17 protein-coding genes are annotated in these 20,305 nt (G+C 70.4%); 8 read left to right on the forward strand and 9 right to left on the reverse strand.

Annotated features, from left to right (window positions below; genetic code table 11):
• Positions 1-101: 101 nt before the first annotated feature.
• Positions 102-596: an FBP domain-containing protein gene (locus OG390_RS46485; protein WP_406176515.1), complete on the reverse strand. Its 495-nt coding sequence runs from the start codon at positions 594-596 to the stop codon at positions 102-104.
• A 132-nt stretch (positions 597-728) separates the two neighbouring features.
• Here OG390_RS46485 and OG390_RS46490 point away from each other — a divergent pair, with 132 nt between their 5' ends.
• Positions 729-1,799, forward strand: coding sequence for a DUF3626 domain-containing protein (locus tag OG390_RS46490; RefSeq protein WP_406176517.1), 1,071 nt, complete (start codon positions 729-731; stop codon positions 1,797-1,799).
• Here OG390_RS46490 and OG390_RS46495 read toward each other — a convergent pair.
• The 4 genes from OG390_RS46495 to OG390_RS46510 are packed head-to-tail and all read right to left on the reverse strand — an operon-like array spanning position 1,796 to position 6,360.
• Positions 1,796-3,154 (reverse strand): GH1 family beta-glucosidase, encoded by a 1,359-nt coding sequence (locus OG390_RS46495; RefSeq protein WP_406176519.1) that lies wholly within the window; start codon positions 3,152-3,154, stop codon positions 1,796-1,798. The two genes, OG390_RS46490 and OG390_RS46495, sit on opposite strands and share 4 nt — an antisense overlap.
• 29 nt (positions 3,155-3,183) lie before the next feature.
• Positions 3,184-4,023, reverse strand: a complete 840-nt coding sequence (locus OG390_RS46500) for a carbohydrate ABC transporter permease (RefSeq protein WP_406178272.1) — start codon at positions 4,021-4,023, stop codon at positions 3,184-3,186.
• Between the two features lie 7 nt (positions 4,024-4,030).
• Entirely contained in the window at positions 4,031-5,029 is a 999-nt protein-coding gene (locus OG390_RS46505) for a carbohydrate ABC transporter permease (protein WP_406176520.1), read from the reverse strand.
• A gap of 14 nt (positions 5,030-5,043) precedes the next feature.
• Positions 5,044-6,360 (reverse strand): ABC transporter substrate-binding protein, encoded by a 1,317-nt coding sequence (locus tag OG390_RS46510; protein WP_406176522.1) that lies wholly within the window; start codon positions 6,358-6,360, stop codon positions 5,044-5,046.
• A gap of 163 nt (positions 6,361-6,523) precedes the next feature.
• On the opposite strand from OG390_RS46510, the gene OG390_RS46515 reads away from it, so the two are divergent.
• From OG390_RS46515 to OG390_RS46540, 6 genes are all read left to right on the forward strand, one after another.
• Entirely contained in the window at positions 6,524-7,846 is a 1,323-nt protein-coding gene (locus OG390_RS46515; RefSeq protein WP_406176523.1) for an ROK family protein, read from the forward strand.
• A 109-nt stretch (positions 7,847-7,955) separates the two neighbouring features.
• Entirely contained in the window at positions 7,956-8,201 is a 246-nt protein-coding gene (locus OG390_RS46520) for a hypothetical protein (protein ID WP_406176525.1), read from the forward strand.
• 29 nt (positions 8,202-8,230) lie between these two features.
• Positions 8,231-11,476, forward strand: coding sequence for a formate dehydrogenase (gene fdh / locus OG390_RS46525; protein ID WP_406176527.1), 3,246 nt, complete (start codon positions 8,231-8,233; stop codon positions 11,474-11,476).
• Positions 11,473-12,294 (forward strand): 4Fe-4S dicluster domain-containing protein, encoded by an 822-nt coding sequence (locus OG390_RS46530; protein ID WP_406176529.1) that lies wholly within the window; start codon positions 11,473-11,475, stop codon positions 12,292-12,294. The genes fdh and OG390_RS46530 overlap by 4 nt, the downstream gene beginning before the upstream one ends.
• Positions 12,295-12,380: 86 nt before the next feature.
• The gene (gene nrfD / locus OG390_RS46535) at positions 12,381-13,301 is read left to right on the forward strand and encodes an NrfD/PsrC family molybdoenzyme membrane anchor subunit (protein WP_406176531.1); all 921 of its coding nucleotides are present in this window, start codon (positions 12,381-12,383) and stop codon (positions 13,299-13,301) included.
• Positions 13,302-13,393: 92 nt separating this feature from the next.
• Entirely contained in the window at positions 13,394-14,227 is an 834-nt protein-coding gene (locus OG390_RS46540; RefSeq protein ID WP_406176532.1) for an alpha/beta fold hydrolase, read from the forward strand.
• 355 nt (positions 14,228-14,582) lie between these two features.
• Here OG390_RS46540 and OG390_RS46545 read toward each other — a convergent pair whose 3' ends face one another.
• The 3 genes from OG390_RS46545 to OG390_RS46555 all read right to left on the reverse strand — a co-directional run bounded on the left by OG390_RS46545 (position 14,583) and on the right by OG390_RS46555 (position 17,815).
• On the reverse strand, positions 14,583-15,545 hold the full coding sequence (locus OG390_RS46545; RefSeq protein WP_406176534.1) for an SDR family NAD(P)-dependent oxidoreductase: 963 nt from the start codon (positions 15,543-15,545) through the stop codon (positions 14,583-14,585).
• A gap of 353 nt (positions 15,546-15,898) precedes the next feature.
• Positions 15,899-16,711 (reverse strand): SAM-dependent methyltransferase, encoded by an 813-nt coding sequence (locus tag OG390_RS46550; protein ID WP_406176536.1) that lies wholly within the window; start codon positions 16,709-16,711, stop codon positions 15,899-15,901.
• Positions 16,712-16,777: 66 nt separating this feature from the next.
• Positions 16,778-17,815 (reverse strand): PHP domain-containing protein, encoded by a 1,038-nt coding sequence (locus OG390_RS46555; protein WP_406176537.1) that lies wholly within the window; start codon positions 17,813-17,815, stop codon positions 16,778-16,780.
• 217 nt (positions 17,816-18,032) lie between these two features.
• On the opposite strand from OG390_RS46555, the gene OG390_RS46560 reads away from it, so the two are divergent.
• A complete protein-coding gene (locus tag OG390_RS46560) occupies positions 18,033-18,272 on the forward strand; it encodes a hypothetical protein (protein WP_399086581.1) in 240 nt (79 codons plus the stop codon).
• A gap of 654 nt (positions 18,273-18,926) precedes the next feature.
• On the opposite strand, the gene OG390_RS46565 is transcribed toward OG390_RS46560, so the two are convergent.
• Positions 18,927-20,165, reverse strand: a complete 1,239-nt coding sequence (locus tag OG390_RS46565) for an RICIN domain-containing protein (RefSeq protein ID WP_406176539.1) — start codon at positions 20,163-20,165, stop codon at positions 18,927-18,929.
• Positions 20,166-20,305: the final 140 nt, after the last annotated feature.

Raw genomic sequence — 20,305 nt, forward strand, 5'->3', positions numbered from 1 at the left:
TCGCCTCAGCTGGAGCTGCTGTCCGTCCTCGGCACGCAGGACATGGGCGCACACGAGAGCTCCAGGACGTAGACGTACGGCTGCGCCCGGGACGCAAGGAGTCAGACGTACAGCTTCTCCAGGAAGGCCGACAGGCGTCCCACCGTCCGGTCGATCTGCTCCTCCACCGTGAGGGTCTCCTCGAAGCGGCCCCCGGGTTCGGGGATCTTCTTGCCCCGCACGTACAGGGAGCAGGCGAGGTCGGCGCACATGTAGACGCCGACCGAGTTGCCCTCGCGGCCGGCCGTGCCCGCCTTGCGGGCCGTCATCAGCGAGACCCCGTTGCCCGGGTGGGTCGTCAGACACAGCGAGCACATGCTGCGGTGCAGGAAGCCGCGTTGCGCGGACGGGAAGCGCAGGGTGACGCCCACGATGTCGTCGGCCCGTTCGGTGACGAGATAGCTGCGGTCCGGCGCTCCGGGATCTCGCCAGCCCAGGAAGTCCAGGTCGTCCCAGGGGCGGTCGTCGAGGTCACGGGGTATCGCGAGGCGCTTGGCCTCCCCCTTGGAGCAGTTGATAAATGAGTTGCGGATGTCCTGCTCGGTGAGTGATCTCATAGGGGACTCTCCTGGGGGATCGACGGGATGGGATGTGTGGAGCCTGCAGGCCTTGAGGGCGACACCCGCGAGCCTGCAAACCTAGGAGCATTAGGTTTGCGTCAAGTTACCCAGCCTCGCGGGAGACATCCAATGCATTTCGGGAACGGCCGCACACCGCGGGAGCGGGCCCTGCGTCATGTCGCGGCCCGCTCCTGGGGTCCCGCGCTGGATCCGACGCTGCGCGTGACCCTGAACTTCCACCCGGACCGGCTCGTACGTGGGCTGCCGATCCTGGATGCGCTGGCCCAGGACGGCACGTATCGCTCGCAGTTCGTCACCGGCACGAGCAACGGCGGGCTGACCGCGCATCCCGGCGGTGACCGCCGGCGCTGGGAGAGCCGGATCTTCGGCACGGCGTACGACGCCGCGCCCGCGCACGAGCGCCCGGTGTACGGCGGGCTGAACTTCCGTCGCCAACTGGTCGGCGCATCCCCCCGGTTCGGCTCCTCGCACTTCCGGATGACGGAGAAGGCGCTGGGGCGCGCCACCTTCTGCTACCACGCCTGGCTGCCCCGCCCCGTGGACGAGGTGGCCCGCACGGCGAAGACCGCGTACGACGCCCTGGACGAGGTCACCGTCCCCCGCCTCGTCCACTTCGACCTGTGGCGGGGAAACATCCTGGTGGAGCGCCCGGCGGGCACGGCGCCCCGGATCGGCGGTCTGATCGACGGCGAGCGCATGTTCTGGGGCGACCCGCTGGCCGACTTCGTCTCGCTGGCACTGCTCGCCGACATCAAGCAGGACAAGGACTTCCTGACCGGCTATCAGGAAGCACGCCGAGTTCGACTCCTCGGCCCGGCAACGCCTCGCCCTCTATCGCAGCTACCTCTACCTGATCATGCTCGTCGAGACCGTGCCCCGCGCAACCGGCGCCGAACAACTCGCCTGGGTGCGCGAGGCGGTGGCCCCGGAACTGCTCGCCGCCCTCGACGAACTCCGTTAGGGCCTGTCCGGCGGATCATGTCGGAGACGCGGGTCCTGGCACGCCCGTCCGCGGCGTTGTCGTCGGTTGCCGACTCCCCCAGGCTCGGCTTCGCTCGCGTGGGGGACCCCCATGGCGTAGTCGCCCTCCTCCGCCTTTGCAGCTGGACGCATCAGGACCCGCTCACCTGCGCTGATGAGGCGCCGCGGGTCCCCTCCGACCTGATCCGCCGGACCTAGGCCGCGCTGCGCCCCCGCCCGCCGTGCGCCCGGATGATGTCCGCGTACCGGTGCCCGCTGCCCTTGATCGTGCGCTTCTGCGTCGTGTAGTCGACGTGCACGAGCCCGAAGCGCTTGTCGTAGCCGTACGCCCACTCGAAGTTGTCGAGCAGCGACCAGGCGAAGTAGCCGGCGAGCGGAACGCCCTTGCGGACCGCCGATGCGCAGGCCGCGAGGTGCTGTTCCAGGTACTTCGTGCGCTCGGGGTCGTCGACGGTCCCGTCGGGGCGTACGACGTCGGGGTAGGCGGAGCCGTTCTCCGTGACGTACAGCTTGCGGGCGCCGTAGTCGTCGGTCAGGCGGAGCAGGAGGCGCCCGATACCGTCGGCGCCCACCTCCCAGTCCATGCCGGTGCGGGGCACACCGAGACGGCGGACCGTGCGCACGCGCGGGGCCGGTCCGGTGGGGTCGTCGGCGACCGTGGACGGGAAGTAGTAGTTGAGGCCCAGCCAGTCCAGGGGCTGGGCCATGATCTCCAAGTCGCCCGGCAGCTCAGGGAGTTCGACCCTGTACACCTCGCGCATGTCGGCAGGGAAGCCGCGGCCGTGGACCGGGTCGAGCCACCAGCGGTTGGTGTGTCCGTCCAGGCGGTGGGCGGCCGCGATGTCCTCGGGGCGGTCGGTGGCGGCCTCGACGCTGGACAGGTTGTTCACGATGCCGACCTGGGCGCCGGGTACCGCGGCGCGGACCGCCTGGGTGGCCAGGCCGTGCCCAAGGAGCAGGTGATAGGAGGCGCGGACCGCGGCCGTCAGGTCGGTCAGGCCCGGGGCCATCCGGCCCTCCAGGTGGCCGATCCAGGCCGAGCACAGCGGCTCGTTGAGCGTGGTCCAGTGCTTGACGCGGTCACCCAGCCGCTCCGCGACGACCGCCGCGTACGAGGCGAAGTCGTATGCGGTTCGGCGGACCGTCCAGCCGCCCCGGTCCTGGAGCACCTGCGGAAGATCCCAGTGGTAGAGGGTGACGGACGGCGTGATGCCCGCCTCGAGCAGCGCGTCGATCAGCCCGTCGTAGAAGTCGAGCCCCTTGGCGTTGACCGGGCCGTCGCCGCCCGGCACCACGCGCGGCCACGCGATCGACAACCGGTAGGCGTTGGTGCCGAGTCGGCGCATGAGCGCGATGTCCTCGCGCCAGCGGTGGTAGTGGTCGCAGGCGAGGTCCCCGTCGTCGCCGTTGTCGATCTTGCCGGGGGTGTGCGAGAACGTGTCCCAGATGGAGGGGGAGCGGCCGTCCTCGGCGACGGCGCCCTCGATCTGATAGGCCGACGTGGCCGTGCCCCACAGGAAGTCCTCGGGGAGTGCGGCAAGGTCGATGGTCACGGAAGTCCCTTCGGGAAGAGGAGCGTCGGTCACTTGACGGCTCCCGCCGTCAGCCCGGCGACGAGATAGCGCTGCAGGAGGAGGAAGCCCGCGACCACCGGAACGCTGACGACGAGCGAGGCGGCCATGATCTGGTTCCAGTACACGTTGTTGAGCGTGGAATAGCCCTGGAGCCCGACGGCGAGCGTGCGCGTGGTGTCGCTGGTCATCACCGACGCGAACAGCACCTCGCCCCAGGCGGTCATGAAGGCGTAGACGGCGACCGCGACGATGCCGGGGATCGCGGCCGGAACGACGACCCGGAACAGCGCTCCGAGCGGCCCGCAGCCGTCCACCAGCGCCGCTTCGTCCAGGTCGCGCGGCACCGAGTCGAAGTAACCGATCAGCATCCAGATCGAGAACGGCAGCGAGAAGGTGAGATACGTCAGGATCAGTCCGCCGCGCGACCCGAACAGGGCGATGCCGGTGGCGTTGCCGATGTTGACGTAGATGAGGAACAGCGGCAGCAGGAAGAGGATGCCGGGGAACATCTGCGTGGACAGCACGGTGACCGTGAAGACACGCCTGCCGCGGAAGCTGTAGCGGCTGACGGCGTATGCGGAGAAGACCGCGATCACCACCGAGCAGAGCGTCGCCGCGCCCGCCACGATCAGCGAGTTCACGAAGTACCGCGCGAGCGGGATCGTCGACCAGATGTCGATGTACGGGCGGAAGGTCAGGCTGCTCGGCAGCCAGCGGAACTTCCCCGTGACGTCCGCGAGCGGCTTCAGAGAGCTGGAGGCCATGACGTAGACGGGCACCAGGACGAAGCCGGTGAGCAGGGTGAGGAAGATCCGCCGGGACCAGAGGAAGGAGCGCGGCGGGGCCATCGGGGACCTAGACATCGGCGGTCCTCCGTCCGCGTGAGGTGAGCACGAGGTACACGCCCGTCACGACCAGCAGGAAGAGCAGCAGGAGTACGGACATGGCCGACCCGGTGCCGAAGTTCCAGGTGACGAACGACGCCTGGTAGATGTGGACCGAGATGAGGTCGGCGGCCTCCGGAGCCGTCTTGCCGAACAGGACGTACGGTGTGTTGAAGTCGTTGAACGTCCACAGGAACAGCACCAGGATCAGCACCTGGTTGACCGGGCGCAGCGACGGCAGCGTGATACGGCGGATCTGCTGCCACATGCCGGCCCCGTCGAGGGCGGCCGCCTCGTACAGCTCGCCCGGGATGTTCTGCAGTCCGGCCATGACGATGAGGAAGGCGAACGGCCAGCCCTTCCACACCGAGACCGTGAGCAGCGCGTAGAAGCTGTTGTCACCGATCAGCCAGAAGGACGGCTTGTCGCCGAGATGCAGCTGGTCGTGCAGGATGTGGTTCACCAGGCCGTTGTCGTGCTGGAACATGAACACCCAGGTGATGACGGCCGCGTACACGGGCAGCGCGTACGGGATGAGGAACAGGGCGCGCAGCAGGCCCCGGCCGCGGAAGGCGTCCTGCATGTAGATCGCGGCCGCCGTGCCGATCAGCCAGCACAGTCCGACCGACAGCAGGGTGAAGCCGACGGTGACGAGGAACGAGTGGAGCAGCGCCTCGCCGACCGGTGCGTCGAAGTCCACCGACACCCTGTAGTTGTCGAGGCCGGACCAGGGCGCGGTGCCCCAGTCACGGATGTAGAACTGTGTGAGCTCCTTGAAGCTCATCACGATGCCGATCACCATCGGCACCAGGTGGACCAGGAGTTCGAGGACCAGCGCGGGCAGAAGCAGCAGGTAAGGCAGTCCGATGCGTTTGATCCGCCCGGTGCGGCGCGGGCCGCGCGCCGCACCGGGAGAGTCCTTGCGCACCGTCCGCTCGCCGGATTCGGCGGAGGCGGTCGTGGTGGTCATGTCGGTGCTCGCACTCACTTCTTCGGCATCTGCTGCTGGGCCTTCTCGAGCTTCGCCTTCACCGACGCCGTGGTCACCGCGCGTCCGGCGGCCGCGTCCGCGAACAGGTCCTTGACGGCCGTACCGACAGCCGTCTCGAACTGGGACTCGTCGGCGACCTGCGGAAGCGCGGCGGCGCTCTTCGCGAGGGTGTCCTTCAGGACGGCGTTCGCCGAGGTGTTGAACGTGGTGTCCGCCTGAGCTGCCTTGACCGGCGGGATCGAGCTGTACGCCGTGTTGAGGATCTTCTGCTCGCCGTCGCTGGTCATGAACTTCACGAACTTCGTGGCGCCGTCGAGGTTGTCGGTGTTCTTGAAGACCGCCAGGTTGATGCCCGCGACCATCGAGTCGACGTTCGTGCCGGTGCCCGGGGTGCCGGACTGCACGGGCACCGGAGCGATGCCGTAGGCGTCCTCGCTCATGCCCTGCGAGGTGAGGTTGGCGGACGCGGACTGCCACAGCAGCATCGCGTTCTTGCCCTTGGCGAAGTCGCTCACCGACTGGTTCTGCGCGTACTCGGCGTTGCCCGGGGCGATGATCTTGTCCTTGGCCATCAGGTCGACGTACTGCTTGACCGCGGCGACGACGCCGTCATTGGTGAAGTCGGGCTTGCCGTCGGCGGTGAAGAAGTCGGCGCCGTGCTGCTTGGCGAAGACGAAGGTGTGGTGGATGTTCTCGGACGGGTTCGAGCCCTCGGCGCCCAGGCCCCACTTGCCGCCCTTGGAGAGCTTCTTGCCGTCGGCGATGAGCTCGTCCCAGGTGGCCGGCGGCTTCGAGATGCCCGCGTCGGCGAACATCTTCTTGTTGTAGTAGAGCGCGTACGCCATCGAGTACAGCGGCACCGCGGCCGGGTCCTTGCCCTGCGCGCCCGTCGACCCGAGGGCCGAGTCGACGAAGCGGTCCTTGCCCCCGATCTTGCCGAAGTTCTTCGCGTCCCACGGCAGCAGCGCCCCGGTGGCCTGCAGGGAGGCGGTCCAGCTGTTGCCGATGTTCAGGACGTCGGGGCCCTGACCCGAGGTGGTGGCGGTGAGGATCCGGTTGAGCAGATCCGACCAGGGCACGACCTCCAGCTTCACCTTGATCCCGGTCTGCTTCTCGAACTTGTCGAGTTCGGGCTGGAGGACCTTTTTGTCGACCTCGATGGTGGCGCCTTGGCTCGAGGCCCAGTACGTGAGCGTCTTCGGCGAGTCGTTGGACCCGCCCCCCGTCGACGAGCCGCCACCACAGGCGGTCACGGCGGTCAGCATGGAGACAGTGACCGCACCGGCGGCCGCGGCTCGGATTCTGTGCATGGCTCAGGCGTCCCTTTCCAGAGGAGAGCCGCACGGGAGTGTGTTCACTTCCCGAACGACCCTCATGGCTTAATTTAGGACGTGAGTTAAGACCCGGAAGAAAGTCGCGTCAAGGGATCGCGCAGGGGTATCTTGCAGGTCGGGCAGGCCGGAAGGGAATCTCATGGCGGGGCGGAACGGGCGGACAGTGCGTGACCTGCGGCGGGGCAATCGCACCGCCGTACTGCAACGGTTGTATTTCGACGGGCCGATGAGCCGCTACGAACTGGGCCCGGCCACCGGACTGAGTTCCGGTTCCATCAGCAACGTGGTCGCCGAACTCGTCGCCGACGGACTGGTCGAGGAGGCGGGCAGCGTCGATTCCGACGGCGGCCGCCCGCGCACCCTGCTGCGCGTCGCGCCCGGCAGCGGCCACATGATCGGCGTCGATGTCGGCGAAACCCGCGTCCGCGTCGAGCTCTTCGACCTCACCCTCACCGAACTCGCCCGCACCGAACGGCCGTTGGAGCGCCAGGGATTCGAGGCCGACCGGCCGCTGAAGCGCCAGGAGTACGACGTCGACGTCATCGTCGGCCACATCCGCGACGGCATCGCCGAGGTCCTCGCCGAGGCGGAGATCGCCCCGGAGCAGCTCCTGGGTGTCGGCATCGGCGTCCCCGGCATCGTGGCCCGCACTCCGGAGCGCGGGGCGGTGGTGCACGGTCAGACGATCGGCTGGGACGCGGTCCCGCTCGAATCCCTGCTCCGCTCCACCTGCGAACTCCCCGACAGCGTCCCGTACTTCGCGGACAACGGTGCCCGGACCCTCGGCCAGGCCGAGATGTGGTTCGGCGCCGGACGCGGCGCCCGCAACGCGGTCGTCGTCCTCTTCGGCTCGGGCGTCGGCGCCTGCCTCGTCACCGAGGAGGTGGAGAACGGCCGGTCCGTGGAATGGGGGCACCTGACCGTACGGGTCAGGGGGCGCCGCTGTCGCTGCGGAGCCCTGGGCTGCCTGGAGGCGTACGCGGGCGCGGAGGCGCTCCTGGACCGCTGGCGCGAGGAGGGCGGACGCCCCCCGGAGGGCACCGACGAGGAGACCGCGCTCACCGCGATGCTCGCCGCGGCCTACCCCGCCGGCGACGAGGAGCCCGACCCGGTGGCGCTCGCCGTCCTGGAGGAGACCGCCGAGTACCTGGGTGCGGGGCTGTCCGACCTGATCAACCTCTTCCAGCCCGAGCGGATCCTCATCGGCGGCTGGGCGGGCCTCCAGCTGGGCACCCGCTTCCTGCCGGCCGTACGCCGGTACGCGACCTCGTACGCCCTGCGCTACCCGGCGGAGCGCGTCTCCATCGACCTCGGCAGGCTCGGCCCGGACGCCGTCACCGTCGGCGCCGCGATCCTTCCCCTCGCCGACTTCTTCGCGCGGGGCGGCCGGCGCGCCGAGCCCGTACAAGAGGGCCGGTCACCCGCCTGGCGTACGGCCCTGGAGGAGCGCGCTCCGCACTGATCCGGAGCGGGTGGTTTCGCGGCACACCCCCGAGGTACTCGCGCCGGGCCGAAGACGGCCCGGCCATCGTGTGCGGGCCGGGCCCACCTGCTGAAGAATGGAGTACGCCGTGACCGAACACCGGCAGGAGGGTCCCGGCGAGAACGGTGACCCGATCCCGCGGGACATGCCGGACCAACAGGCGTACGAGGGCGAGGACCCCTGGGACGCGCGCCCCGCACCGGGAGGTGCCGACGAGGGCGAGCCCGCCACGGACGTCCCCGACACGGACGAGGCGGGCACGGGCAGACAGGGCGCCCCGCGCTCGGAGACCGTCCACCCCGAGCACCCGGACCCGGAGGAGTCCTCCGCCTGACCCGGACAGGGAGACCTCAGGGAGACCTCATGGGCTTGACCGACCGGTTCCGCAGCTGGCCCGTCTACCGTCAGCTCACCGGCGAGGACCGTCTGGGCCGGGGTGCCGCCGCGAAGTCCCGGCGCACCGAGCAGCTCCGGCCGCGCATCGACACCGCCGAACGGGTGACGCAGTCCATCTGCCCGTACTGCGCGGTCGGCTGCGGCCAACAGGTGTACGTCAAGGACGACAAGGTCGTCCAGATCGAGGGCGACCCGGACTCCCCGGTCAGCCGCGGCCGCCTCTGTCCGAAGGGGTCCGCGACCCTGCAGCTCACCACCGGCCCGGCCCGACGCCACCAGGTGCTGTACCGACGCCCGTACGGCACGGACTGGGAGCCCCTCGACCTGGAGACGGCCATGGACATGGTCGCCGACCGAGTGATCCGGACCCGGCGCGAGAGCTGGGAGTGGGAGCGCGACGGCGTCCGCACGGCCCGCACGATGGGCATCGCCAGCCTGGGCGGGGCGACCCTCGACAACGAGGAGAACTACCTCATCAAGAAGCTGCTGACCGGCCTCGGCGTGGTCCAGGTGGAGAACCAGGCCCGGGTCTGCCACAGCTCCACCGTCGCCGGACTCGGCACCTCCTTCGGCCGCGGTGGCGCCACCACCTTCATGCAGGACCTCCAGCACTCCGACTGCATCGTCATCCAGGGATCCAACTACGCCGAGGCCCACCCGGTCGGTTTCCAGTGGGTGATGGAGGCCAAGGCCCGCGGCGCCCGCATCATCCATGTCGACCCGCGCTACACCCGCACCAGCGCACTCGCCGACCTGTACGTCCCGATCCGCGCGGGCAGCGACATCGCCTTCCTCGGCGGGATCATCAACCACGTCCTGACCGAGGAGAAGGACTTCCGCGAATACGTCCTCAACTACACCAACGCCGCCACCCTGGTGAGCGAGGACTTCCGCGACACCGAGGACCTCGACGGAGTCTTCTCCGGGTTCGACGAGGACAAGCGGCACTACGACCCGCACAGCTGGCAGTACGAGGGCGTGGAGGTGCAGCAGCCGACGGGCGAGGTCGATGAACAGTACGAGGACCGGGTGCGCTCGGCCGCCGGGCCCGAAGCCCACGGCTCCGGCGGCGCCCGCACCGGCCACCACGCGCCCACCGACCCCACCCTCCAGCACCCGCGCTGCGTCTACCAGGTCCTCAAACGGCACTTCGCCCGCTACACCCCCGAGATGGTCGAGGAGGTCTGCGGCATACCCCGCGCGACCTTCCTGCGCGTCTGCGACGAGCTGACGTCCAACTCGGGACGCGAGCGCACCAGTGCCTTCGCCTACGCCGTCGGCTGGACCCAGCACACGGTCGGCTCCCAGTACATCCGTGCCGCGAGCATCCTGCAGCTGCTGCTCGGCAACATCGGCCGCCCCGGCGGCGGCATCCAGGCCCTGCGCGGCCACGCCTCCATCCAGGGCTCCAGCGACATCCCGACCCTCTTCAACCTGCTGCCCGGCTATCTGCCCATGCCGCACGCCCACGCGGACATGGACCTCGACGCGTTCGTCTCCGCGAGCCGCACCGAGAAGGGCTTCTGGGCGAACATGCGGGCCTACTTCGTCAGCCTGCTGAAGGCCTACTACGGCGACGCGGCCACCCCCGAGAACGACTTCTGCTTCGACCACCTCCCACGCCTGACCGGCTCCCACTCCACGTACGAGACGGTCATGGCCCAGCTCGACGGGGTCTGCAAGGGCTACTTCCTGATGGGCGAGAACCCGGCCGTCGGGTCCGCGAACACACGCCTGCAACGCCTCGGCATGGCCAACCTCGACTGGCTGGTCGTCCGCGACTTCTCGCTCATCGAGTCCGCGACCTGGTGGCAGGACGGTCCCGAGATCGAGAGCGGCGAGCTGCGCACGGAGGACATCGGCACGGAGGTCTTCTTCTTCCCGGCCGCCGCCCACACCGAGAAGTCCGGCTCCTTCACCAACACCAACCGCTGGGTGCAGTGGCACCACGCGGCCGTCGAGCCCGAGGGCGACGCGCGCAGCGACCTGTGGTTCATGTACCACCTCGGGCGCCGCATCAAGGAGGGGCTGGCCGGGTCGACGGACCCGATGGACCGGCCGATCCTCGACCTGACCTGGAAGTACCCGGTGAGCGGACCGCTGCGGGAGCCCGTCGCCGACGCCGTGCTCGCCGAGATCAACGGCCATGGCCCGGACGGGAGTCCGCTCAGCGCGTACACCGAACTCGAGGACGACGGCTCGACGCGCTGCGGCTGCTGGATCTACTGCGGGGTGTACGCCGACGGCGTCAACCAGGCGGCCCGCAAGAAGCCCGGGTCCGAACAGGACTGGGTGGCCGCCGAATGGGCCTGGGCCTGGCCTGCCAACCGGCGCATCCTCTACAACCGTGCCTCCGCCGCCCCCGACGGCACCCCGTGGAGCGAGCGCAAGGCGTACGTCTGGTGGGACCAGGACGCCGGGAAGTGGACCGGTCACGACATCCCCGACTTCGTACCCGACCGGGCCCCCGGCTTCGTACCGGACGAGGACGCGAGGGGACCCGACGCGCTGCGCGGCGACGACCCGTTCATCATGCAGGCCGACGGCAAAGGCTGGCTGTACGCGCCCGCGGGCCTGGAGGACGGCCCGATGCCCACCCACTACGAGCCGCAGGACTCGCCGTTCACCAACGCCCTGCACCCCTCGACACCGCGCTCTCCGGTACGCCGACTGCTGACGCGCGAGGGCAACCGCTACCACCCGAGCGGCGACGAACCGGGCGCGGACGTCTACCCGTACGTCGTGACGACGCACCGCCTGACCGAGCACTTCACCGCAGGAGGCATGAGCCGCTGGTCGCCCTATCTGTCCGAGCTGCAACCGGAGCTCTTCTGCGAGGTCTCCCCGCAGCTGGCCGCCGAGCGGGGGCTGGAGCACGGTGGCTGGGCGACCGTCATCACCGCGCGCAACGCCATCGAGGCGCGCGTCATGGTGACCGAGCGGATCCAGCCCCTGACGGTACGCGGCCGCACCCTCCACCAGATCGGCCTGCCCTTCCACTGGGGCCCCAACGGCGTCTCCACCGGCGACGCGGTCAACGAACTGGTCGCCATCGCGCTCGACCCCGACTCGCACATCCAGGAGGACAAGGCGCTGACCGCCGACATCCGCCCCGGCCGCCGACCGCGCGGGCCCGACCTGCCGCGCCTGGTCGCCGAGTACCGCCGCCGCGCCGGCATCACCGAAACCACCGGAACGGAGGCCCGGAAATGAGCGAGGAACGGGTCGGCTTCTTCACCGACACGTCCGTGTGCATCGGCTGCAAGGCGTGCGAGGTGGCCTGCAAGGAGTGGAACGCGATCCCGGAGGACGGTCTCTCGCTCACGGGCATGTCGTACGACAACACGCAGGCGCTCGGCGCGTCCACCTGGCGCCACGTGGCGTTCATCGAGCAGCCGAAGCCGGAGGGACGTACCCAACTCCCGCTGGCAGAGGGCGATTCCGGGGTGGACGGCGGCATGCGCTGGCTGATGTCGTCCGACGTGTGCAAACACTGCACGCACGCCGCTTGCCTGGACGTGTGCCCCACCGGTTCGTTGTTCCGCACCGAGTTCGGCACCGTCGTCGTCCAGGAGGACATCTGCAACGGCTGCGGCTACTGCGTGCCCGCCTGCCCGTACGGCGTCATCGAGCAACGCCCCGCCGACGGACGGGCGTTCAAGTGCACCATGTGCTACGACCGGCTCGGCGTCGGCCAGGAACCGGCCTGCGCCAAGGCGTGCCCGACGGAGTCCATCCAGTTCGGCCCGCTGGACGAGCTGCGCGAACGCGCCGCGCTCCGTGTCGACCAGCTCCATGAGGCCGGCGTCACCGAGGCCCACCTCTACGGGCACGACCCCGAGGACGGGGTGGGCGGCGACGGCGCGTTCTTCCTGCTCCTGGACAAGCCCGAGGTGTACGGACTGCCCCCGGACCCCGTCGTCACCACCCGTGACCTGCCCACGATGTGGAAGCACGCGGGCGCGGCCGCCCTGTCCCTGCTGGGTGGTGTGGCGCTGTCGTTCGCCCTGGCCGGGAAGGGGCGCCGATGACCAGCTCCAGGAGCGCGAGCCCGCAGGAACCCCGGCGACGCGGGCGGGGGAGTGGTCGCGGGCGCAGCGGTCGCGGGGAGCAACTCATGGTCCCGCGGGCCGAGTTCGAGTCGTATTACGGCCGGCCCGTCATCAAGGCGCCCGCCTGGGCCGCCCGGGACATCGCCGGATACTTCTTCCTCGGCGGCCTCGCGGGCGCCGGGTCGGTGCTCGCGGCGGGCGCCCACCTGACCGGGCGTACCACCACCGCGACCGCGATGAAGGTGTCCTCGCTCGCGGCCGTCTCGCTCTCCGCCGCCGCGCTCATCAACGACCTGGGACGGCCGGACCGCTTCGCGAACATGCTCCGGGTCTTCAAGCCCACCTCGCCGATGAGCGTCGGATCCTGGCTGCTGTTCCTGTACGGGCCCGCGGCGGGTGCGGCGGCGGTCGGCGCGGTGACGGGCCGGCTGCCGCGCGTCGGAGCCGCCGCGACGGGCGCGGCCGCGCTCCTCGGACCGGCCGTCGCGGCGTACACCGGAGTCCTGGCGGCGGACACGGCAGTGCCCGCGTGGCACGACGCCCACCGCGAACTGCCCCACCTCTTCGCCGCGTCGGCGACGGCCGCCGCCGCGGGCATGGCCCTGGTGGTCGGCCCGACCTCCGAGAACACCCCCGCCCGCTGGGCCGGCGGGCTGGCAGCGCTCGCCGAGACCGCGGTCACCGAGGCCGCGGAACGGCGCCTCGGGCTCGTCGCGGAGACCTACCGGGAGGGCAGGGCGGGCGTGCTGCTGCGCACGGCCCGAACCCTCACCGTGGCCGGCGCCCTCGGCGGGGCCGTCCTCGGCGGCCGCTGCCGCGCCGCCGCGGCGCTGTCCGGCCTCGCCCTGCTCACGGGCTCCGCCTGCACGCGATTCGGCATCTTCGCCGCCGGGATCGCCTCGGCCGAGGACCCGAAGTACACGGTGGTTCCGCAGCGTGAGCAGGTGGAGCAGCGGCAGCAGGGTGCCGGAGCGGGCGGTGCATGACCTGTGAGGTAATCGACGCGCCTGCGGCCTCCCGGAACCATGAAGGGCGTACCCGATCGACACGCCCGTCACCGGATTCCGGGAGGATTTCCATGCCGTACTTCGAGAGCCCCGTCGATGGCGCCCGGCTGCACTTCGTCGACTACGGTCCCGCTGCCGGACAGGTGGTGGTGTTCGTCAACAGCTCCTACTTCGGTACGGAGATGTGGGAGTACCAGATGCTGCCGCTCGCCGAGGCCGGGTACCGGTGTGTCGGGTTCGACCGGCGCGGGCACGGCCGGTCCGACGATGTGTGGGGCGGCTTCGACCTCGACAGCCTCGCCGACGACGTGGACGGGCTGCTCCGCCACCTCGACCTGCGGGAGGTCACGCTCGTCGGGCACTCCCTGGGCACCGCCGAAGTCGTGCGCTGCCTGACCCGGCACGGTGTGGAGCGGGTGGCCGGGGTCGCTCTGGTCGCGGGCATGGCGCCGGGGCCCGCGCGGTCCGCCGACCACCCCGGAGGCGTCGACCCGGCGCTCATCGAGGCCGGCAACGAGACGTTCCGACGCGACCGGGCCGCGTTCTTCGCGGACGGCGCCCGCGCGTTCTTCGCCCTCGACCTCCCCGGGAACGACCTCTCCGAGGCGTATGTGCAGTCCATGGTCAACCGCTGCCACGGAGCGACCGCACGGGCCGGGGCCGCCCTGGGCGACCTCGTGGTCACTCTGAACGTCGCCCCCGAGCTGGCCAAGCTCGACCTGCCGGTTCTCGTCGTCCACGGCACGCATGACGCGTCGGCGCCCCTGGACCTGACCGGCCGTCGGGCAGCGGCGCTGCTGCCAGACAGCACGCTCAAGGTCTACGAGAACGCCGGCCACGGACTGTTCGCCACACACGCCGAGGAACTCACCGCGGACCTGCGCGAGTTCATGGCCCGTGCCTGAAGTCCCGCGAACGCCAGGCCAGGCCTGAGGCCCCGCGACGCCAGGCCTGAGGTCCCGCGAACGCCAGCCAGGCCTGAGGCCCCGCGACGCCAGGCCGGAGTTCCCGCGAACGCCAGCCAGGCCTGAGGCCCCGCGACGCCAGGCCTGAGGTCCCGCGACGCCAGGCCTGAGGTCCCGCGAACGCCAGCCAGGCCTGAGGCCCCGCGACGCCAGGCCTGAGGTCCCGCGACGCCAGGCCTGAGGTCCCGCGAACGCCAGCCAGGCCTGAGGCCCCGCGACGCCAGGCCGGAGTTCCCGCGAACGCCGTGTCAGGCCTCAGGGTTCCGCGAAGGTCAGGCCTGGCGTCCAGCGAAGGTCACGCGAACGCGTTCACCCCGGTCAGCTCCGCCGACAGCTCCCACAGGCGCGCCGCCTGTTCGGGGTCGACCGCGTAGTCCATGACGCCGATCCGGATCTCCTCGTCCGCCGGAGCGGGCTCGGCGATGTCGCAGTCCTCGCAGTACACCCCGCCCATGCCGGCCAGCTGCGGCGAGGTCGCGGCCCAGACCTGGGTAGCCGCGCCCTGCTCCGGTGTCTTGAAGGCCTCGGGGTGCAGCAGGGTGCCGTTCTCGTCGATCCAGCCGCGCTCGACCATCTCCTGCCTGGGGAGATGCCGCTGCAGCGGAGTGAGGATGCCGCCGGGGTGGAGTGCGAAGGCCCGTACGCCGGACTTGCGGCCGAGCTTGTCGAGGTGCACGGCGAACAGCACGTTCGCCGTCTTCGCCTGCCCGTACGCCTCCCATTTGTCGTAACCGTGCCGCCAGTGCACGTCGTCCCAGCGGATGCCGGAGAGGTGGTGACCGGTGGACGACACGGACACGACCCGCGCTCCGCCCGGCTCGATCGCGGGCCAGAGCCGGTTGACGAGCGCGTAGTGACCGAGGTGGTTGGTCGCGAACTGGGCCTCCCAGCCGGGCCCGACCCGCGTCTCCGGGCACGCCATGATCCCGGCGTTGTTGATCACGATGTCGACGACACGGCCCGAGGCGAGGAACCGGTCGGCGAAGGCGCGCACGCTCTCCAGATGGCCGAGGTCGAGCTCGTCGGTCTCGACCCCCTCGATGCCGTCCAGCGCCTCGCGGGCAACGGCCGGGCGCCGCGCGGGGACGACGACTCGGGCGCCGGCCTTGGTGAGAGAGCGCGTGGTCTCCAGGCCGAGGCCCGAGTAGCCGCCCGTGACGATCGCGAGCTTTCCGGAGAGATCGATTCCCTCAAGGACGTCGTCGGCGGTGCTCCGGGCACCGAAGCCCGAGCCGATCTTGTGCTGTGCAGTGGTCATGCGTCGCACGCTACGAATTGGAGCGGACTCGAAGTCAAGCGGACGCCGCCGTGCCGCCCTTCGGCAAAGAAAAAGACCCCGACCGGACGGGGGAATCTCGGTCGGGGCCGTCTGTGGTGGGCACGGATGGCGGTCGCCTCTCGGCGAAAGGCTCCACAGGGCTTCAGCCGAACGATCGTCCCTGTGAGCAAAGGTGAGGCCCGGGGACACTGTCCCATCCGCACCCACAGATCGTTCAACGGGAAACTACCGGGGAGTGTTCCTTGAGAGGGGCGGCTTGCGTGGTGACGTACGTCACGGCCTCGGGGACAGGGCGCCGCCGGGAACTGCGCGCCCCCGACGGGCCCCGACGGTCAGGGCTTTCTGGCCACCGCGCCGAACTGCGGCACGGCCGCGGGAGACCCGGACTCGGCGCGCCACAGGGAGCACGAGACGATGCCCGGCGCGACCGGCTCCAGGCCGTCGAAGAAGGCCGTGATCTCCGCGCGGCTGCGGGCGGTGATCGGCGGGGTGGCGTTCTCGTTCCAGAACTTCATGGCGTCGATGTTGCCCTCGCCGCCGAGATCGGGGTCGGTGGTGGGGTGGGTGAGGGCGAGATAGCTGCCGGAGGGGGCCGCGGCCATGATCCGGCGCACGATGTCCTGCGCCTGCTCGGTGTCGAGCACGAAGTTCAGGATGCCCAGCATCATGACCGCGACGGGTTCGCCGAGATCGAGGGACTCGGTGGCACCCTCGACGATGTCGTCCGGGTGGTGGACATCGGCGTCGATGTAGTCGGTCGTTCCCTCGGGCGTGCTGGTCAGTAGGCCACGGGCGTGAGCGAGCACGATGGGGTCGTTGTCGACGTAGACGATCCTCGACTCGGGCGCGATCCGCTGGGCGATCTCGTGGGTGTTGTCCAAGGTCGGCAGTCCGGTGCCGATGTCCAGGAACTGCCGCACCCCGCGTTCGGCCGCCAGATACCGGACCGCGCGGCCCAGGAAGTCGCGATCCGCCCGGGCCACGTCCCGGATCACCGGAAACATCGTGGCGACCTGGTCACCGACGACCTGGTCGACCTCGTAGTTGTCCTTGCCGCCGATCCAGTAGTTCCAGACCCGGGCGTTGTGTGCCACGCCGGTATTGACCCTCGCCGAACTGTCCACCGGGCTGCGGCCCTCACTCACGGCTTGTCCTCTCCACGTACCCACGAGATGTCCTGGGCCGAATAAATCAGATCCGACGGGACCACGTCAGGGAGTTGCCGCACGTGCCGGACTCTCCCGGTCCGCGGCCCAGGTCAGGAGCTCCTCCGCGGTCCATGTGGTGATCACGCGCTCGGCGGGCACCCCGCACTCCTCGGCCCGGGCGCAGCCGAGGATCTGCCAGTCGAGCTGGCCGGGGGCGTGCGCGTCGGTGTCCACGGAGAAGAGCACGCCCGCGTCGACCGCTCGGCGCAGCAGGTCGCGCGGTGGGTCGAGGCGCTCGGGCCGGCTGTTGATCTCCACCGCCGTGCCGGACTCCGCACAGGCCGTGAAGACCGCGTCCGGGTCGAACTCCGACTCGGGCCGGCCGCGTCCGCCGATCAGGCGACCGGTGCAGTGCCCAAGGACGTCCGCCAGCGGATTGCGGACGGCGGCGACCATGCGGCGGGTCATCGACCTCGCGTCCATGCGCAGCTTGGAGTGCACGGACACGACAACGACGTCCAGCCGGTCCAGCAACTCCGGCTCCTGGTCGAGCGATCCGTCGTCGAGGATGTCGCACTCGATGCCGGTGAGCAGCCGGAAGGGGGCCCACTGCTCGTTGAGTTCCGCCACCACGTCCAGTTGCCGGCGCAGGCGCTCGGGGGACAGCCCGCGCGCCACGGTCAGCCGCGGCGAGTGGTCCGTGAGCACGGCCCACTCGTGGCCGAGCCGCGCCGCGGCCCGGCCCATGTCCTGGATCGGGCTGCCTCCGTCCGACCAGTCGGAGTGCACGTGGCAGTCGCCGCGCAGCAACGCCCGCAGCCGCTCACCCCCATGGGCGAGTGGCGTCGCGTTCTCGCGCTCCAGCTTCTCCAGGTATCCGGGCGCCCCACCGGCCAGCGCCTCGAGCACCACCTGTGCCGTCTTCGGTCCGATGCCCTTGAGCGACTCCAGCGACCCGGCGGCGGCGCGCTCCGCCACCTCGTCGGCGGGCAGCGCGGCCAGTACGGCCTGCGCGGTGCGGAAGGCACGTACGCGATACGTGGGGGCCTGGGCCCGCTCCAGCAGGAACGCGATCCGGTCCAGGGCCTCGACGGGGTCCATCGGCGCCTCCTCGCTCCGGCTCCCTCAAGCGTTGCCCAGGCCTCGTGGGCTCGCACGACGGACGACAGCGGTCCCTGCGGCAGGGGCGTCCCCCGGCTGCTCACCCGGCTGGGCGAACAGGCCGATTCCGGCCCTCCGGCCGCAGGTGGGGCCGCCGGGGTGGGGGTGCCGGAACCGATCCACGGCTGACCCGGGGTAACCGCTCTACGCTCTATTCATGACCGAAATTGCGAGCCCCCACATCTCCCACCCACGGATCATGGTGCTCGGGGTGCAGCCGGGTACGCCGCCGTTCCGGATCATGGAGATCGACGGCGAAGTGGTCGGCGAGGCGAAGGCGATCACCGATGTCCTGGAGACCGCCGCGGCCTACGGCATCACCGTCCACGACCTCGACGACCCGGAGGTCGTCCGGTGGGTGGGCGGCGACAAGCTGACCTGGACACCGCGCCGCTGACAGCGGGCAGGGCTCGGGCGGGCCGGGGAGCATTCGGGAAGCGCCGGGCCGGGGCCCAGGGCATCCGGCCGTGACGCGGCGACGCGCGGCCGTGCCCGCGCGAGCGTCGAGTCCCGGCGTGGTGTCCAGTGGCGCTCCGGGAGCGCGCGGACCTGCGGGTTTCGCGCCGGTGTGAGCTGCGCGGGCACAAACGCACCCGCGCCCCGGCAAAGATCACTATTCGGTGGGAACCGCGCATGCGCCCGCTCCCGCCAGGGCACGTTGATCTCGCCGGTCGATCACCACCGCCCCCGGCGTCTCCCTTCCCGACGGGGGCGGCATGTTCCGTGGCTTCGCCGTGCCCACAGCCACCCTCGCCGCCACCGCACTGGCCGCCACCGCCCTCATGGGCGCCGCCCCGGCCACCGCGGCGGGCGCCCCCGCGTCCGGAGAAGTGTGCTTCTGGACCGCCGCCGGACAGCACGGCTCGTCCTGGTGCACACACCACCCCATGAGCTGCATGACGGGCCGACACCGGCCGACCGGATCCGTCCGCCCGCGGTGGGGGCCGCGGGCGGGCGGTCAGGAACCCTGGGGGCTGTCCGCCGATCAGCACGGAGGGTCCGGCCGGGGCGACCCCGCCGGACCCTCCGCTCGCCCGCCCGAGCGGTCTTCTCAGCCCACCGTCCACTTCTGGTTGGCCGCGCCGGTACACGTCCAGATCTGCAGCCGTGTGCCGTTCGCCGAGTTGTTGCCTGTGACGTCCAGGCACTTGTTGGCCTGGGGGTTCACGATGTCGTGGGCCGAGCTGACGGCCCACTTCTGGTTGGGGCCGCCCGTGCAGTCCCACAGTTGGACGGTCGAGCCGTCCGCCGTGCCGTTGCCGGTGACGTCCAGGCACTTGCCCAGGGCGCGCATCGTGCCGTCCGAGGACACCGTCCAGTTCTGGGCGGCGGTGCCGTTGCAGTCGTAGAGCTGTACGGGCGTGCCGTTCGCGGGGTTCGCTCCCGCCACGTCCACGCACTTGCCCGCGAGGCCCTTGACGGGAGCGCCGGTGCCGCCGGAGCTGTCGCTCGTCGTCACCGTCACCGAGTCCACGACGAGTTGCTGCGGGAAGGAGGTGGAGCTGTCGGGATCTCCGGGCCAGTAGCCGCCGACGGCGAGGTTGAGGATCAGGAAGAAGGGTTTGTTGAACACCCATGTCCTGCTGCCCAGATCGGCGGGCGTGCGCCGCTGGTAGACGGTGCCGTCCACCGTCCAGGTGATCGAGTCGGGCGCCCAGTCCACCGCGAAGGTGTGGAAGGCGTCCGCGAAGGCCTGGCCGTTCGGCAGGGAGTACGCGGCGCCTATGCCGCCCGAGCCGGAGTACCCGGGACCGTGGATCGTGCCGTGCACGGTCGACGGCTCGTAGCCGACGTTCTCCATGACGTCGATCTCGCCCGAGCCCGGCCAGTTGACCGGTGTGCCGAGCATCCAGAACGCGGGCCACATGCCCTGCCCGCGCGGAATCTTCATCCGGGCCTCGACATGGCCGTACGTCGAGGTGAACTTCCCGGAGGTGTTCAGCCGGGCCGAGGTGTACTGGCACGTGCCGTACCAGCACTGGTAGTTGGCCGGATTCTCCTTGCGTGCGGTGATCACCAGATGGCCCTGGCCGTCCAGGGCCGCGTTGTTGTTGCCGGACGTGTAGTACTGCCGCTCGTGGTTGTTGACGTTGTCGCCGGTCTCGATCTGCCACTTGGACGAGTCGACGGCCGAACCGGCGGGGCCGTCGAAATTGTCCTGGAAGGTCACGGCGGCAGCAGCCGCAGTCGTCGCGGAGCCCGCGTGGACGGGGGCGACGGCGGCAAACGCGACGAGCACGGCGGACAGTGCGGCGAAGAGACATCGTCGGAGCAGGCGTGGGGAGTCCATGACTCTCTCTTCCGTACGGCGACCCCGTGGACGGGTGGGCCGACTGAGGTGGGGGGGTGCATGCTTCGCCTCTTGATTTAAGAAGTGAGGTAAGGGGGTGTCAAGAGTCTGGTCCGGACCAACTCTTCAGCGTGCTGGGG

It is taken from the genome of Streptomyces sp. NBC_00996 (genome assembly GCF_045162675.1).
GTDB lineage: Bacteria > Actinomycetota > Actinomycetes > Streptomycetales > Streptomycetaceae > Streptomyces.